The sequence below is a fragment of the Pseudomonas fluorescens NCIMB 11764 genome (assembly GCF_000293885.2).
GTDB lineage: Bacteria > Pseudomonadota > Gammaproteobacteria > Pseudomonadales > Pseudomonadaceae > Aquipseudomonas > Aquipseudomonas fluorescens_B.
This window is the reverse complement of sequence record NZ_CP010945.1, coordinates 2,715,471-2,730,139: the sequence shown is the minus strand read 5'-3', so window position 1 is coordinate 2,730,139 and position 14,669 is coordinate 2,715,471. Positions and strand designations below refer to the sequence as shown.

Genomic DNA, 14,669 nt, shown 5'->3' with positions numbered 1-14,669 from the left:
CGCTACAGCCGCCCGCCGATGCAGCTCGCACGCGCGACCTGCAACATCGGCGGCATGGACTCTCTTACTGAACTGACTCGACGCCTTGAAAACCTGATTCGTGCCGGCACCATCGCCGAGCTCGATCTGGAGAAGCCGCGTTGCCGTGTGAAAACCGGCGGTTTGCTGACCGGTTGGCTTCCATTTTTTGCCCTGCGTGCTGGGGAGGACAGCGACTGGGATCCGCCGAGCATCCACGAACAATGCCTGGTGCTTTCGCCTTCCGGTAATCCGGCACACGGCTTCGTCATTTTCGGCCTGTACAGCGACCGTTTCAACGCTCCGGACAACGTGCCAACACGCCGCCGGCGCCGCTACCGCGACGGCGCAATCGTTGACTACGACACCGCGAGCCACACGCTGACGGCGACGTTGCCGGCGGATGGAAAGGTCGAGCTGATCGTACCCGGCGGCCTGAAAATTAAGGGTGATGTCGATATCGACGGCCTGGTAAACGTGACCAAGGACGTCGTCGCCGGCGAGCAGGAAATCAGCCTGGTCAATCACCGCACCTCCGGCGTGATGCGTGGCAATGCTGTTTCCGATGGACCTATCCCATGATCGGCATGAACAGCAATTCCGGCCGCGCCATCGTGGGCACCGATCACCTGGTGCAATCGATCGCCGACATCCTGACTACACCGATCGGCACCCGGGTAATGCGGCGTGAATACGGCAGTCAGCTCGCCGACCTGATCGATTGGCCGCTCAACAGTTCAACCCGGCTGCAGGCCTACGCGGCCACTGCCATCGCGCTGATGCGATGGGAGCCGCGGATTCGCCTGAGTCGCGTCCAGCTGACATTGGGTGATGTCGCGGGCCAGGCAATCCTCGACATCGAGGGCAGCCTGGTGGACACCAACGAGCCATTGAGCCTGAGCGTGCCTTTAAGCCTGGGAGCAACAGCATGAAAACCTTTACCCCCATCGACCTGGCTCAGTTGCCGGACCCTGACGTCGTCGAGCAGATCGACTACGAGCAGATCCTCGCCGAACGCAAGGCCTACGCAGTCAGCCTCTGGCCAGTCGAGCAGCAAACCGAAGTCGCCGCGACATTGGCAGTCGAATCGGAACCTCTGACCAAGCTCCTGCAGGAGAATGCCTATCGCGAGATGCTGCTGCGCCAACGTGTGAACGAAGCGTCCCTGGCCAACATGCTGGCAAAGGCCAAAGGCAAAGACCTCGAGCAGCTCGCCGGCAACGTTAACGTCGAACGCTTGGTCGTGACCCCGGGCAATAGCTCGGCCGTCCCGCCCATCGTTACGGTCATGGAGTCGGACGACTCGCTGCGCGAGCGCGCGCAGATGGCATGGGAGGGGCTATCCACCGCAGGGCCCCGTAACAGTTACATCCTGCACGCGCGCAGCGCTGACGGCCGCGTCGCCGATGCAACGGCTGAAAGCCCGTCGCCAGCAGAAGTCGTCGTCACTGTTCAAGGTTTGGTCGGAGACGGAAGCGTCGACCAGGCATTGCTGGATATCGTCAGCCGATACCTCAGCGACGATGATCGTCGCCCGGTTGCCGATCGGCTGACGGTGCAGCCAGCGACTGTGCTGCCTTACCAAGTCGACGCGGTGCTCTATCTCGCCACGACCGGACCCGAAGCAGAGCCCATCCGCGAAGCGGCGCAAGCACGCCTGCTCAAGTTGATCACTCAGCGGCGGCGCCTGGGCGTTGAGATCTCTGAATCAGCCGTTCATGCCGCGCTGCACGTCGAGGGTGTGCGCAAGGTGACGCTTCACAACTGGACCGATATATCGCCAAGCGAGGCCGAAGCGGCGTTTTGCACCGGATACACCGTAGCCATTGGTGCGCTGTCATGACGGGGCTATTGCCACCGAACGCTAAACAGCTTGAGCGGCTTGCGGCTGAAGCCCTCGCTCAGCTCGAGCGCGTTCCTGTTCCGATCAGGGATTTGCTGAACCCCGATCGATGCCCGGTGCAGCTTCTGCCCTACCTCGCGTGGGCATTCTCCGTCGACCGCTGGGACAGCACCTGGTCGGAGTCAACCAAACGCCAGGTCATCAAAGGTTCGTACTTCATCCATTCCCGCAAAGGAACGATCGGCGCGCTGAGGCGCGTGGTCGAGCCCCTCGGTTATTTGATCGACGTCCTGGAATGGTGGCAGACCGTGCCAACCGGCGTACCAGGCACATTCGCGCTGAAAGTCGGCGTGCTGGACACGGGCATCACTGAAGAAATGTATCAGGAGCTGGAGCGGCTGATCGATGACGCCAAACCAGTCAGCCGTCACCTGACAGGTTTAGCCATCAGCCTGGAATCGTCGGGCGGCTTTCACCTTGCCGCAGCGGTGCATGAAGGCGACGAAATCGACGTTTACCCGCCGGTGCCGCGAGACATTGAAGTCTCGGGGATTATTGGCCGTGGTGGGCGTGACCACACAATCGACACCCTGGAAATTTACCCATGATCGACCAGAACTCGCAGTTCTTCGCCATTCTGACCAACATCGGTGCCGCCAAACAGGCGAACGCTGATGCCTTGGGCATCCCTTGGAAGATCACACAGATGGGCGTGGGGGACGCCAATGGTGCGGACCCAATCCCTGCAGCAACACAAACAGCGTTGATCAATGAGCGCCGCCGTGCTCCGTTGAACCAGCTCAAGGTCGACCCAGCCAACACCGCCGTCATCATTGCCGAGCAGGTTATTCCAGCTGAGGTCGGTGGCTGGTGGATCCGCGAAATCGGCTTGTACGATGCGGACAACGACCTAGTGGCAATTGCCAACTGCGCGCCATCCTTCAAGCCGCTGCTCACCCAGGGATCAGGGCGTACGCAAGTCGTTCGCATGAACCTCATCGTCAGCAACAGCAGCAGTGTCGAACTCAAGATCGATCCGAGCGTGGTACTGGCGACCCGGGCATATGTGGATTCAAAGGTCCTCGAAGAGCTGAACAAGCAGGATTTCAAGCATTCGGTACTGGTAGCCACAACGGGCCCTATTGCACTGAACGGGCTGCAGAGCATCGACGGAATAGCCGTAACGGCTGGAAAGCGGGTGTTGGTCAAGGATCAGGCTGCAGGCAAAGACAATGGCCTCTACGTGGCAGCTGCGGGGGCATGGTCGCGTAGCGAGGATGCAGATGCGAGCACTGAAATAACTCCTGGCCTCTTTGTTCACGTTGAACAAGGTACAGCCAGCAGCGACAGTATCTGGCAGCTCACAACGGACTCACCCATTGTCCTGGGAATCACGGCACTGAGCTTTGAAATGATCGTCGGTCGCACCGGCATCACCGCCGGTACCTACCGGAGCGTGAGCGTCGACAAGAACGGCCGCGTGATCGGTGCCACCAACCCCACAACCCTGGCTGGCAACGGGATTGTGGATGCCTATACCAAGACAGAAGTCGCGGCGATGATCGCCCAGGCCTCGGCATTGCCGGTCGGCACCATGGTCGGTTTCCCAGTGAACAAGATCGCTCCCGGGTTTCTGGAGATTGACGGGAGTGTGCAAAGCATTGCGACCTATCCTGACCTGGCCGCATTCCTTGGCACGGCCTTCAACCAGGGTAACGAAGGCGCAGGGAATTTCCGGCTGCCCGAATCGCGCGGAGAGTTCCTGCGTGGTTGGGACCATGGGCGCGGGGTGGATGCTGGCCGAGCAATCGGCAGTTTCCAAGCCGATGATCTGAAAGCGCACACGCACAAGTACGGCAACACGCACAACGCTACCTACGGTCTGAGCTCGACCGGTGTTATTGGTGTGAACCCAAGTGCGTCAATCAACTACGACACATCATCTGTAGGCGGCACTGAAACCCGCCCGCGCAACTTGGCGGTTATGTGGTGCATCAAGGCCTGGAACACTCCGGTCAATCAGGGGACCATTGATATTTCTGCGTTGGCGGCCGAAGTCCAGACGCTTCGGAATTTGGCGGTTTCCCGGCATAAGGGCTTGTTTGTTTCTGCTACAGGCACCGCTGCGCAACTGGCGATCAAGGCACGGCGTTTGATTGTGGGTAGCGGCGGACCGGCGCTGGCCCTGGACAATGTGGACGTTGGCATCAATCTCGCGACCGTTGGACTTGGTGGCCTGGACTCTGGCGTCCTTGCGGCATCCAGCTGGTACAGCGGTTGGGTGGCTACCAATGGTGCAGTTCGTGCGGGAATTGCGGTGGCCATGCCGTCTGTAATCTGCGCGACGACGGCCGGCTCGCCTGTGGTGACCGGCATTGCCAACACTGCTTCCATGCGCGCGGGCATGCCATTCGGCGGCGCGGCGTTCCCGCCGGGCACTGTGATTAGTTCGGTGGATTCACCCAGCCAAATCACGGCCAGCCAGCCCGCGATTACGACGTCAGCAGCGGCCGCCTTACTGTTCATGTATGAGCCGGTGTTGCCCGCTGGGTACACCGCTGTACGTGTCACCGCGTTTTTCACCGATGCCACTAACAAATACCCGCTGCGCTACCGGCAGCGTGGGCGCCAGGTGAAATGGTTGATCGCGCCCGGCACAAACGTGGTGTCGTCGCGCAGTGTGACCGGCGGCATTGTCGGCACCTGGAGCGCCACCGCACCGGTTTGGGCGGAAGCGTCGCTGGTCAACTTCGTGCCCATCACGGCGGTATCCGCATCGTTCACGGCCATTGCCAGCTACAACGGCACCGCGCAGTCGAACGTCTGCATTGCGCCGAATGCGGCTTATCTGGGCTCAAGGACTCAAGTGCCGCCACCGATTTCCACCACGCTGGCCGGCGGCACAGGTGCCGCGCCTGACGTCATGTCGGCCGACATCATGCTCGAAAGCATGAGTGTTTTTGTAGTCTCGCAGACCGCAGCCGGGGCTGTTGTCATTCATGGTTATGAGGATGATGTATGAATTTTGCCGTACGTATAGATGGGCAGGGCTGGCGGTCGGTCAATGGCGAAAGCGACCTGTTGCTGGGGGAGGTGCTTACTGACGTGAAGCCGGCAGAAACGCTACCGCTGCCGCCTTCTGTCGAAGAGGTAGCCAAGCTAGCGAAGGTGCAGCGCGACAAGCTATTGGCCGTCGCCGCTAATCGCATGGGGCCGCTTCAGGACGCCATCGACACCGATCAGGCCTCCGCTGACGAAGCGGCCCGCCTGGTGCTGTGGAAAGGTTACCGAATCGACCTTAACCGGATTGAGGAGCAGGCAACGTTCCCGACCGATATCGACTGGCCGCTATCTCCAGATGAAGCACTAGCCGACTAAACGCCCGCACTGGCGTGCCGGACTCTTTACTCCTACGCGCAACGCAACTCCCTTCAAAGCCTCGCTCATGTGGGGCTTTTTCTCCTCTAGGGATGCCTTCGGTTTCCATCCCTACATTGCCCATGTGTCGACTTACGTCGATACCGCTGTGTGCTTGTTGTGCCAGTCGTTCCTACAACCCCAGATGCTCGCCGCTGCATCGCGCGCGCGTCACCCTGCTCTTCATCGCCACCAACGCGCAGGAATTCCGCATGCCAACTGATTATCACCACGGCGTCCGAGTTGTCGAAATCAACGAAGGCACCCGCCCGATCCGCACCGTCGCAACCGCCGTTGTCGGCATGGTTTGCACCGCCGAAGATGCCGATCCAATCGCGTTTCCGCTCAATCGCCCGGTTCTGCTGACCGACGTGCTTACCGCCAGTGGTAAGGCTGGTGTACAAGGCACGCTGGCCAAAAGCCTGGACGCCATCGCTGACCAATCCAGCCCGATCACCGTCGTCGTTCGCGTCGCCCAAGGGCAGGATGCGGCCGAGACCACCACCAACGTCATCGGCGGTGTGACCGCCGGTGGCCAGTACACCGGGCTCAAGGCTCTGCTGGCGGCCGAGGCGCAGTTGGGCGTGCGGCCACGCATCCTCGGCGTACCTGGTCTCGACTCGCTGGCGGTGGCCACTGAATTGGTCCTCACCGCACAGAAGCTGCGTGGCTTCGCTTACGCCAGCGCCTGGGATTGCGAAACCGTCTCCGACGCCATCGCCTACCGCGAGAACTTCGGTGCCCGCGAACTGATGACCATCTGGCCGGATTTCGTGAACTGGGATACCACGTTGAATGCCGACGCGCCCGCTTCGGCGATCGCCCGCGCGCTGGGCCTGCGCGCCAAGCTCGATGAGCAGGTCGGCTGGCACAAAACCCTTTCCAACGTGGCGGTCAATGGCGTGTCCGGACTGAGCCGGGACATTTACTGGGATCTGCAGAACCCGGCCACCGACGCCGGCCTGCTAAACGCGGCGGACGTCACCACGCTGATCCGTCGTGAAGGCTTCCGTTTCTGGGGCTCGCGCACGTGCAGCGACGACCCGTTGTTCGCCTTCGAAAACTACACCCGTACCGCCCAGGTATTGGCCGACACCATGGCCGAAGGTCAATTCTGGGCAGTCGACAAGCCGATGCACGCAAGCCTGGTGCGCGACATCGTCGAAGGGATCAACGCCAAGTTCCGCGAGCTGGTGCGTCTGGGTTATCTGATCGGTGGCGAGTGCTGGTACGACGAAGCGGTCAACGACAAGGACACCCTCAAGGCCGGCAAGCTTTACCTGGACTACGACTACACGCCGGTACCACCGCTGGAGAACTTGAACCTGCGTCAGCGGATCACCGATCGCTACCTGGTCGACTTCGCCAGCCGCGTCAACGCCTGATATTCATTCATCCGCGCGGCGTCGGCCGCGCATTTAGGAGAGCGCCCAAATGGCTCTGCCCAAAAAGCTCAAGAACATGAACTTGTACAACGACGGTGTCAGCTACGTCGGCGCGTGCAAGAGCGTCACCCTGCCCAAACTCGCCCGCAAGCTCGAAGCCTTCCGGGGCGGCGGCATGGATGGGGCGGTGAAGGTCGACCTGGGTCATGGCGATGACGGCATCCAGTTGGAATGGACCCTCGGCGGCTGGGACCTGACGGCACTGCGTCAGTACGGTGCCGTATCGGCAAGCGGGATCATGCTGCGGTGGGCTGGCTCAATTCAGCGCGACGATACCGGTGAGGTTTCCGCCGTGGAGGTCGTCGTGCGCGGCCGGCACGAAGAAATCGACATGGGCGACTCGGAGAGTGGTGAGGACACGGAACACAAGTTCACCACCACCTGCAGCTATTACAAGCTGACGATCGATGGAAATGTGGAAGTCGAAATAGACCTGCTGAACTTCATCTTCAACGTCAACGGCAAAGACATGCTGGCAGAGCACCGGAAGGCGATCGGCCTGTAAGCGATACATTCCCGCCGGCACACCCGGCCCCCTCTATTGAAAAGGCTACAGACATGAAAACTGCTGAAAAAAACGAAGCTGCAGACGCCACCGCCGAGAAGAATCCAAACCGTCCAGTCATCACCCTGGATACGCCCATTATCAGAGGTTCGACCGAAATCACCGAAGTCACGCTGCGCAAACCAGTCTCCGGCGAGCTGCGCGGCGTCACGCTGACCGATCTGCTACAGATGGACGTGCTCGCGTTGCGCAAGGTCTTGCCGCGAATCACTACGCCGACTTTGAACGACCACGAAATCGGCAACATGGACCCGGCCGACCTGGTGCAAATGGCCACCGAGGTCGCCGGTTTTTTGCTGCCGAAGTCGGCGAAGGTGGATGCATCCCTCGTTGCGTAGATGACGCCATGGCGGACATCGCCGTGATTTTTCACTGGGGGCCAGCGGAGATGGATCCGCTTCCCCTGACCGAACTGATGGAATGGCGCGAACGCGCCCGCAAGCGAAGTGGGGCAAAAGATGACTGACAAGCTGCGGCTGGAATTCCTGCTGTCGGCGATCGACAAGGTCACCGCCCCTCTCAAACAGATCAGCGCTGGGAGCAATGCCACCTCTCGCGCCTTGAAAGCGGCGCGGGACCAGCTGAAGGAGCTCAACGCCCAGCAGTCGAACATTTCCAGCTATACCAAGCAGCGCGAAGCCGTCCGCCAGTCCTCAGAGGAACTGGCTCGCGCACAGGACAAACTGCGCGGCTTGCGCGAGCAGCTGCAGAAGATGGACGCCCCCTCTGCGGCCTTCCAAAAATCCTTCGTCAACGCCACTGCAGCGGTTGAAAAACTGACGAATAAGCACACCGCCCAGCGATCGGAGCTGCAGCGGCTGATTCCCCTCATCAAGTCGGCCGGCGTCGACACCCGTAACCTGGGAACTACCGAGCGCCGCTTGAAGACTGAGATCGAGGCGGCCAACAAGGCCATCCAGTCGCAAAAAGACAAGCTCACCGCACTCGCCAAGCAGCAGGAGCGCGTCTCTCGCGCACAGAAAAATTATTCCAAGGGCCGCGAGCTAGCCGGCAATGCCGCTGTCGCCGGTGCGAGCGCCGGTGCCGTGGGAGCAGCAACCGGCATGCCGATCATCAGCATGGTCAAAGACTACTCGCGCTTTGAAGACGCCATGGCCGGCGTGGCCAAACAGGTGGACGGCGCCCGGGATGGAAACGGCCAGCTCACCCAGACCTATTACGAGATGGCCACTGCCATCAAGAAGATGTCTGAAACCATCCCCATGGCAACGACCGATATCGCTGCCCTGGTGGAAGGAGGCGCGCGAATGGGCATCCAAGGCAAGGATGACCTCCTGGAGTTCGCCCGCGTTGCGGCCACAGCCGCAACGGCCTTCGACCTGCCGGCACAGGAAGTCGGCGAGAACCTGGCGCGGATCGCGAACCTGTACAAGCTGCCAATCAAGAACGTCAACCAGCTCGGTGACGCGATCAACTTCCTGGACGACAACGCCATGTCGAAAGGGGGAGACATCATTGACGTCATGCAACGTACGGCGGGCATTACCGCGTCGGTCGGCATGTCCTTCAAGGACGCCGCCGCGTTGGGCTCGACGTTCTTGTCGCTGGGCGCGTCGGCGGAAATCGCGGGCTCCGCTACAAACGCCATGATCAGAGAATTGGCGATCGCCACCAAACAGCCGAAGCGGTTCGTTGAGGGGTTGAAGTCGATCGGGCTGGAGGCACAGGCCGTGCAAGACGGCATGGCCAAAGATGCGACCGGCACCATTCAAAAGGTGCTGGATGCCGTCAACCTGCTGCCTAAAAACCAGCAGCTCGGTGCGATGACCGAGCTGTTTGGCAAAGAGTACGGCGACGACGCAGCAAAGCTTGCCGCCAACATGGGTGAGTATCGGCGTCAGCTGGAACTGGTGAACGGGACGGACAGCGCACCCAAGCGCGAAGGATCGATGCAGCGCGAAGGGGATATCCGTGGGGACCAACTGTCTGCCCGCTGGGAGATGTCCCAAAACCGCATGTTCAACTTGAGCAGTGCATTGGGCGAGACCCTTAAACCAGCACTAGTTCAACTGATTAGCGGATTTAACGGCGTCCTCGAGCGCGTGAACGCGTGGGCGACCGCCAACCCTGGGCTGGTTCTGGGGATACTGAAGGTCGGCGCCGGCATCGCCGCGTTATCGATCGGTTTCAGCACGGTTGCTCTGGGTCTGGCGACAACCCTCGGACCATTCCTCGCGGTGCGTTACATGCTGTCACTGATCGGGATCCGCCTTCCATCCTTGATCGGGCTGCTGGTCAATCTCGGCTCGAAAGCATTGCCCTTTGTCGGCCAGGCGCTCATGTGGGTCGGCCGACTGTTCATGGCCAACCCAATTGGCCTGGCCATCACGGCCATTGCCGCTGCGGCGTATCTGATCTATGCGAACTGGGACAAGGTGAAGGCTTACTTCATCGGTGCCTGGGCGGAAATCAAAGCAGGGTTCAGCGGCGGAATCAGCGGCATCCTGACGACGCTCGCCAACTTCAGTCCCATTGGACTGTTCTACCAGGCCTTCTCGGCGGTGATGAATTACATGGGCGTCGAGATGCCAGGTCGATTCACCGAGTTCGGGGGAATGATCATCGCGGGACTCGTCAACGGCATCACGAACGCGATGAGCACTGTGAAGACGGCCATCTCTGACGCTGGTAGCAACACCGTCGACTGGTTCAAGGAAAAGCTGGGTATTCACAGTCCGTCCCGGGTTTTTGCCGAGCTCGGCGGTTTCACCATGGCCGGCCTAGCGCAGGGCGTTTCTCAGGCACAGGGCGGGCCGCTTGAAGCCGTCAAGGCCGTGGGTGCGCTGATGACCCAGGCAGGCACAGTGACAATCGGTGCCAACGGGGATGGTGGCGGCATGCTCGATTCGATCATGGGCATGGGTAAACGCGCGGCCCAGGTGGGTGCCCTTGCCGTGGGTTTGGGCGGTGCACAGGGCGCGATCGCCGTAGACAATCGCCCGCCGATAGGTGCCGCAGCAGCTCCAGCGGCGATGCAGATGGCACCCGATCAAATCGTCATCAATATTCATGCTGCCCAGGGGATGGATGCCGCTGCGATCGCCCGAGCGGTGTCTGCAGAACTGGACAAGCGCCAGCAGGCAAAACAAGCCAAGGGGCGCAGCGCCCTTTTTGACCAGGAGTAAACGGCCATGATGATGGCTCTCGGTATGTTCATTTTCAGCCTCGAAACCCTGGCGTACCAGGAGCTGCAACGCCAGACAGAATGGCGCCACGGCTCAACGTCCCGTATCGGCACCAATCCAGCACGCCAGTTTCTGGGCCGTGGGGACGACTCCATCACCATGCCAGGTATTCTGCTGCCGGCACTCGCAGGAACGCCACTCAGCCTCGACACGCTCCGCGCCATGGCCGATACGGGGAAGGCGTGGCCGTTGATTGAAGGCACGGGCAGGATCTTGGGCATCTGGGTGATCGATAACATCAGCGAAACCAAAACCCTGTTCTTCTCGGACGGCGCAGCACGTCGAATTGAATTCACCATCGCGCTTAAACGGATCGATGACGGCCGCGTCGATCTCCTCGGCGCAGGCGTCAGTACAGCCGGCAACATCCTGAGGAAAATCCTGTGATCGATCAGGCACTGAGCCAGATCGATGGCTTTATGAAGGATGCGCAGGCCTCCATGCGCGAAGCGAGAGCCTACCCACGCCCGATCTGTCGGCTGGAGGTCGATGGGCGCGACATTACAGCGGCTATCGAAAAGCGTCTGATGAGCATCGATCTTACCGACAACCGCGGGCTTACCGCCGACCAGCTCGATGTCACGCTTTCGGATCATGACGGGCGCCTGGTAATTCCTCCGAAAGGCGCAACCCTGAGGCTGTGGCTTGGCTGGAGTGATACGGGGTTGGTCGACAAAGGCACTTACACCGTCGACGAGACCGAACACAGCGGTGCTCCGGACCAGTTGAATATTCGAGCGCGCAGCGTCGACATGAGCGCGGGCTTGAAGGTCAAACGGGAACGAAGCTGGCATAACGAGACGATCGAATCAGTCGTGCAGGCCATTGCGGGCGCATACGGTCTTGGCCCTTTGGTGAGCGCCGCTCTCAGTGCAATCAAACTGGTGCATCTTGATCAGGCCAATGAATCAGACGCTAACCTGCTCTCCCGCTTGGGACAGGAGCATGATGCGATCGCCACAGTGAAAGCCGGCAGGCTTCTGTTCATGCCGATCGGTAACGCTACCAGCGCCAGTGGACTGAATTTGCCACATGTCACTCTGACCCGCCGGGACGGCGACCAGCACCGGTTCCTACAAGCTGACCGAGACAGTTACACGGGCGTACGAGCGTTCTACTACGACGTCAACAGTGCCGAAAAAAAAGAAGCAATATCGGGCGGTGGAGAAAACATCAAGGACCTCCGCCACTCTTACACCGACCAACAAAGCGCGCTCGTTGCCGCCCGGGCTGAGTGGAATAAGCTGCAACGCGGTACCGCGACACTCAGCTATACACTGGCGCGTGGTCGTCCGGATCTGATGCCTGAGCTCACCTATTCCCTGACGGGAATCAAGCAGGAAATCTCGGACATTATCTGGCTGGGTGGCAACGTCAAACACAGCTTCTCGTCGGACTCATTCACCACGAGTCTCGAACTTGAATCAAAGCTGCCGGATGGTGACGAGGTAGAGGATCTGGCCGACCAGGCCAAAGACTATTCAGGTATCGAGGCGTGGTACCGCGATAAAGACGGTAAGCAGCAGAAACTTACCGAGGGAGATCAGAGCAAGCCTAAAAGACTGACGCACCTGTATGAGAGCAAGGCTTCAGCACAGCGTGCGGTGGACAGAGAGTACAAGCGGCTGCAGGCCAAGAACGGTACGGTTACTACAGGAACCCCAGCGTGATCAGCCGGGGTGCGGGACACTGGCCGGGAGCTACTCCGTATCGGCCATCATTTCCGCCAAGCGTCGCAGGTGGCTCTGGTCCGCCTCCGACATTTTTCGGTACGTGCTTAGCAAAATACACTCCAGCTGCGTCAGCTGGGAACTGGAACACTCCTTGTCCCGAACGTCCTGTTCAAGTTGCTCCAAAACGCCTCGATCCAACATGCTCACTACTCCTAAAAGCCGCAGAGGATCGTCCAAATCGCAACTTTCCGAAGCCCCCTATGAGCACTCTTTCGTATCGTTGCAGTGGTGAAAATGATGGAGCATCACTCCAGTGGAAGCGTGCCCTGAGCTTCTTTCGCTGCCATTTCGGCCAAGCCAGTAGCCACCCGGTGCACAACAATTTGATCACCAGGACTCAGAGAACGAAAGCAATTCAACACCTCGTTTTCGACCGTTGTCTGCGTTCCAGCGGCTGTGTCCCTCCGACCGAAAAGCACATACATCACGTCCACACCAATCTTCGAGATTGCCAACAGATATGCCGTATCCGGTCTCTGTCGATCGTTCTCGTAATTGCCTTGGGAGTTGCGTTTAACACCGCCTATATCAGCGAACTCGTTCTGATTTCTGCCAAGCCGGTCGCGCTCTTCCCGGAGCCTCTCGCCCAAAGTCTTATCCAAGGATTCTCCAGACACACAATTTTTTGGCATGCATCGCTTTACACAGCCAAATTCTTGGGCATAATGATGGCACACACAACACGATTGAACACACATGAACACTATGCCCGTCCTCCTTACAGCCGAGCAAGCCCGCGCAGAACTTGACCGCAACGGGATCACCATTGCGCATTTCTGCCGTGAGCACGGCTTGAACAAAAATTTGGTCAGCGATTTGTTGAACGGTCGCAAGAAGGGCGTGCGTGGTGAGGCCCGACGAGCAGCTGTGCTCCTGAGAATCAAAGACGGCGTGATTCCAAATTAATTGCAGTTGGCTCGGCGAGAAACCAGAAGATGAAACGCACCGTTCTAGAAACCCGCAGGCAGGTCGTAAGCGCAGTGATTTGTGCGTATCCAGGTGGCCGCGATTGCGCAGCTCCGCGTTTGGGTATGTCGGTGAAAAAATTCGACAACCACGCCTACGAAAACGCCGGCAGCCGGCCACTGACGGACGAACAGATCTGCCTACTCGAATCCCAAACCGGGACCACTCACCTCCCCGACTTCGTTTGCAACCTGTACGGCGGCGTTTTTGTTCCCGTCGCTGAGGCTGGACAACTCGACAATGTCGACCTGTACGCTCGGTCCATAAACACCGCGGTAAAGCGTGGGCTCGTCGACGCCATCATTTCCAAAGCACTCCAAGACGGCGTCATCCAGGACGATGAGGTGCAGGCGATTCTCGCGGCTCACCGTGCACACGTAGCGGCCCGACATGAAGAGATCACTGCAGTGATCGTTCTGCACCGGGAAAACCCGGGCAGCCAGGAATCGAAATAGGCGCTGGAAGCGTCGCCATTTCTCGGCGTAAGCCGAAGGCCGCGATTAGCGGCGGGGAGAGAGAGTGAGCACTTACAAGCTGGTATGTCCGCACTGCCTGGAGCGAATGCGCATCCGAACGAGCGAAGGCACGCACATCTTTTTGCGTATCGCCTACCTGCAATGCATCAACGAGGCCTGTGGCTGGTCGGTTCGAGCTGAGTTCGAAATGACTCACGAAATGAGTCCTTCCGGTATGCCAAATCCATCGGTGTCCCTACCGGTCGCACCGGTGGCAATACGGCGTCACGCGATGAAGAAGGAAGGCGAGCAACAGATGGACCTACTTGGACTGGAGACGGCCTGATGAACATCATGATCCGCGAGCAAAACCCCGAATGCGAATACCGCGCCGCCTTGCAGAGTGCCGCACTCACCTACATGCAACGCCATCAGGCGGAACACCTGGGCAACGACCAGCAGCTATTCACCCGTACCGTGTCGCACCTGCAGGCCACGCTGGAGGTGCCGGTTTACCTTGCCGAAAAACTAACGGGCTTAGCGTACGTCGAGCTGCGATCAGGCGCAGGCCAGCGACGCATCGACCTGAAACGAAGCAGTGAATCGGTCGCAGTCCTCATCGACCCAGCCGTCGGAAAGTCTTTCGCCATACCTGTTGCGCAGATCTTTCAATACCTGGTCGACGCTACCGAGCCTCAATCAACACCCCCTTTCAACTGACCGTATAGCACCACCTTTTGCGAGTGGGTTTGGGCAAGTTGCGCCCGAAATCAGGGGAAAAAGCCATGAATTCAGCACTTTCCATCCGAATGGACCTCAGCAAGAACCTCGCTGAAGCCCTGCACCAGGAGCTACGTGAGCGCCTTCGGTTGGGCATTCAGGAGCATTGGTACTCGGACGAGTTTCGACGCGTTCCTGATGGCTCGCGGACTAGCGCAATCCTGTCTGCCTACCCCGCTTTGGCGGCTCAAAAAACAACTCTCGGCGCCCTACAGGTCGCCATCAGAAAGCAGGCGTGATG

19 protein-coding genes are annotated in these 14,669 nt (G+C 59.6%); 18 read left to right on the top strand and 1 reads right to left on the bottom strand.

Going from position 1 to position 14,669, the window contains the following annotated elements:
• Positions 1-18: 18 nt before the first annotated feature.
• From B723_RS12460 to B723_RS12405, 13 genes are all read left to right on the top strand, one after another.
• A complete protein-coding gene (locus tag B723_RS12460; protein WP_017336921.1) occupies positions 19-600 on the top strand; it encodes a phage baseplate assembly protein V in 582 nt (193 codons plus the stop codon).
• Positions 597-950, top strand: a complete 354-nt coding sequence (locus B723_RS12455; protein ID WP_017336920.1) for a GPW/gp25 family protein — start codon at positions 597-599, stop codon at positions 948-950. The genes B723_RS12460 and B723_RS12455 overlap by 4 nt, the downstream gene beginning before the upstream one ends.
• Entirely contained in the window at positions 947-1,861 is a 915-nt protein-coding gene (locus tag B723_RS12450) for a baseplate J/gp47 family protein (protein WP_017336919.1), read from the top strand. Before B723_RS12455 ends, B723_RS12450 begins: the two co-directional genes overlap by 4 nt.
• Positions 1,858-2,469 carry a phage tail protein I gene (locus B723_RS12445; RefSeq protein ID WP_017336918.1) on the top strand — a complete coding sequence of 204 codons (612 nt, stop codon included), beginning with the start codon at positions 1,858-1,860 and terminating at the stop codon, positions 2,467-2,469. The genes B723_RS12450 and B723_RS12445 overlap by 4 nt, the downstream gene beginning before the upstream one ends.
• On the top strand, positions 2,466-4,883 hold the full coding sequence (locus B723_RS12440; protein ID WP_017336917.1) for a phage tail protein: 2,418 nt from the start codon (positions 2,466-2,468) through the stop codon (positions 4,881-4,883). The genes B723_RS12445 and B723_RS12440 overlap by 4 nt, the downstream gene beginning before the upstream one ends.
• Positions 4,880-5,239, top strand: coding sequence for a tail fiber assembly protein (locus tag B723_RS12435; RefSeq protein WP_017336916.1), 360 nt, complete (start codon positions 4,880-4,882; stop codon positions 5,237-5,239). Before B723_RS12440 ends, B723_RS12435 begins: the two co-directional genes overlap by 4 nt.
• A gap of 251 nt (positions 5,240-5,490) precedes the next feature.
• A complete protein-coding gene (locus B723_RS12430) occupies positions 5,491-6,663 on the top strand; it encodes a phage tail sheath protein (protein ID WP_017336915.1) in 1,173 nt (390 codons plus the stop codon).
• 49 nt (positions 6,664-6,712) lie between these two features.
• Entirely contained in the window at positions 6,713-7,228 is a 516-nt protein-coding gene (locus B723_RS12425; protein WP_017336914.1) for a phage major tail tube protein, read from the top strand.
• Between the two features lie 53 nt (positions 7,229-7,281).
• Positions 7,282-7,626, top strand: coding sequence for a phage tail assembly protein (locus B723_RS12420; RefSeq protein WP_017336913.1), 345 nt, complete (start codon positions 7,282-7,284; stop codon positions 7,624-7,626).
• Between the two features lie 8 nt (positions 7,627-7,634).
• Positions 7,635-7,754, top strand: coding sequence for a GpE family phage tail protein (locus B723_RS32170; protein WP_017336912.1), 120 nt, complete (start codon positions 7,635-7,637; stop codon positions 7,752-7,754).
• Positions 7,747-10,434 carry a phage tail tape measure protein gene (locus B723_RS12415; RefSeq protein WP_017336911.1) on the top strand — a complete coding sequence of 896 codons (2,688 nt, stop codon included), beginning with the start codon at positions 7,747-7,749 and terminating at the stop codon, positions 10,432-10,434. The genes B723_RS32170 and B723_RS12415 overlap by 8 nt, the downstream gene beginning before the upstream one ends.
• A gap of 6 nt (positions 10,435-10,440) precedes the next feature.
• The gene (locus B723_RS12410; RefSeq protein WP_017336910.1) at positions 10,441-10,881 is read left to right on the top strand and encodes a phage tail protein; all 441 of its coding nucleotides are present in this window, start codon (positions 10,441-10,443) and stop codon (positions 10,879-10,881) included.
• Positions 10,878-12,164, top strand: coding sequence for a contractile injection system protein, VgrG/Pvc8 family (locus B723_RS12405; protein WP_017336909.1), 1,287 nt, complete (start codon positions 10,878-10,880; stop codon positions 12,162-12,164). The genes B723_RS12410 and B723_RS12405 overlap by 4 nt, the downstream gene beginning before the upstream one ends.
• 308 nt (positions 12,165-12,472) lie before the next feature.
• On the opposite strand, the gene B723_RS12400 is transcribed toward B723_RS12405, so the two are convergent.
• Positions 12,473-12,829, bottom strand: a complete 357-nt coding sequence (locus B723_RS12400) for a helix-turn-helix domain-containing protein (protein ID WP_017336907.1) — start codon at positions 12,827-12,829, stop codon at positions 12,473-12,475.
• A gap of 103 nt (positions 12,830-12,932) precedes the next feature.
• Between B723_RS12400 and B723_RS12395 the strand changes: the two genes are divergently transcribed.
• From B723_RS12395 to B723_RS12375, 5 genes are all read left to right on the top strand, one after another.
• Positions 12,933-13,133 carry a DNA-binding protein gene (locus B723_RS12395; protein ID WP_031318485.1) on the top strand — a complete coding sequence of 67 codons (201 nt, stop codon included), beginning with the start codon at positions 12,933-12,935 and terminating at the stop codon, positions 13,131-13,133.
• A gap of 29 nt (positions 13,134-13,162) precedes the next feature.
• A complete protein-coding gene (locus B723_RS12390; RefSeq protein WP_017336905.1) occupies positions 13,163-13,648 on the top strand; it encodes a YmfL family putative regulatory protein in 486 nt (161 codons plus the stop codon).
• 64 nt (positions 13,649-13,712) lie between these two features.
• Positions 13,713-13,994, top strand: coding sequence for an ogr/Delta-like zinc finger family protein (locus tag B723_RS12385; protein ID WP_031318482.1), 282 nt, complete (start codon positions 13,713-13,715; stop codon positions 13,992-13,994).
• Positions 13,994-14,368, top strand: coding sequence for a hypothetical protein (locus B723_RS12380; RefSeq protein WP_017336903.1), 375 nt, complete (start codon positions 13,994-13,996; stop codon positions 14,366-14,368). Before B723_RS12385 ends, B723_RS12380 begins: the two co-directional genes overlap by 1 nt.
• 65 nt (positions 14,369-14,433) lie before the next feature.
• A complete protein-coding gene (locus B723_RS12375; protein WP_031318481.1) occupies positions 14,434-14,667 on the top strand; it encodes a hypothetical protein in 234 nt (77 codons plus the stop codon).
• Positions 14,668-14,669: the final 2 nt, after the last annotated feature.

Excerpts from the sequence above, each read along its gene's own strand:
- B723_RS12450 (WP_017336919.1), top strand. The coding sequence starts at position 947 with ATGAAAACCTTTACCCCCATCGACCTGGCTCAGTTGCCGGACCCTGAC.
- B723_RS12425 (WP_017336914.1), top strand. The coding sequence starts at position 6,713 with ATGGCTCTGCCCAAAAAGCTCAAGAACATGAACTTGTACAACGACGGT.
- B723_RS12440 (WP_017336917.1), top strand. The coding sequence starts at position 2,466 with ATGATCGACCAGAACTCGCAGTTCTTCGCCATTCTGACCAACATCGGT.
- B723_RS12445 (WP_017336918.1), top strand. The coding sequence starts at position 1,858 with ATGACGGGGCTATTGCCACCGAACGCTAAACAGCTTGAGCGGCTTGCG.
- B723_RS12410 (WP_017336910.1), top strand. The coding sequence starts at position 10,441 with ATGATGATGGCTCTCGGTATGTTCATTTTCAGCCTCGAAACCCTGGCG.
- B723_RS12420 (WP_017336913.1), top strand. The coding sequence starts at position 7,282 with ATGAAAACTGCTGAAAAAAACGAAGCTGCAGACGCCACCGCCGAGAAG.
- B723_RS12455 (WP_017336920.1), top strand. The coding sequence starts at position 597 with ATGATCGGCATGAACAGCAATTCCGGCCGCGCCATCGTGGGCACCGAT.
- B723_RS12435 (WP_017336916.1), top strand. The coding sequence starts at position 4,880 with ATGAATTTTGCCGTACGTATAGATGGGCAGGGCTGGCGGTCGGTCAAT.
- B723_RS12380 (WP_017336903.1), top strand. The coding sequence starts at position 13,994 with ATGAACATCATGATCCGCGAGCAAAACCCCGAATGCGAATACCGCGCC.
- B723_RS12390 (WP_017336905.1), top strand. The coding sequence starts at position 13,163 with ATGAAACGCACCGTTCTAGAAACCCGCAGGCAGGTCGTAAGCGCAGTG.
- B723_RS12375 (WP_031318481.1), top strand. The coding sequence starts at position 14,434 with ATGAATTCAGCACTTTCCATCCGAATGGACCTCAGCAAGAACCTCGCT.
- B723_RS12395 (WP_031318485.1), top strand. The coding sequence starts at position 12,933 with ATGCCCGTCCTCCTTACAGCCGAGCAAGCCCGCGCAGAACTTGACCGC.
- B723_RS12415 (WP_017336911.1), top strand. The coding sequence starts at position 7,747 with ATGACTGACAAGCTGCGGCTGGAATTCCTGCTGTCGGCGATCGACAAG.
- B723_RS12430 (WP_017336915.1), top strand. The coding sequence starts at position 5,491 with ATGCCAACTGATTATCACCACGGCGTCCGAGTTGTCGAAATCAACGAA.
- B723_RS32170 (WP_017336912.1), top strand. The coding sequence starts at position 7,635 with ATGGCGGACATCGCCGTGATTTTTCACTGGGGGCCAGCGGAGATGGAT.
- B723_RS12460 (WP_017336921.1), top strand. The coding sequence starts at position 19 with ATGCAGCTCGCACGCGCGACCTGCAACATCGGCGGCATGGACTCTCTT.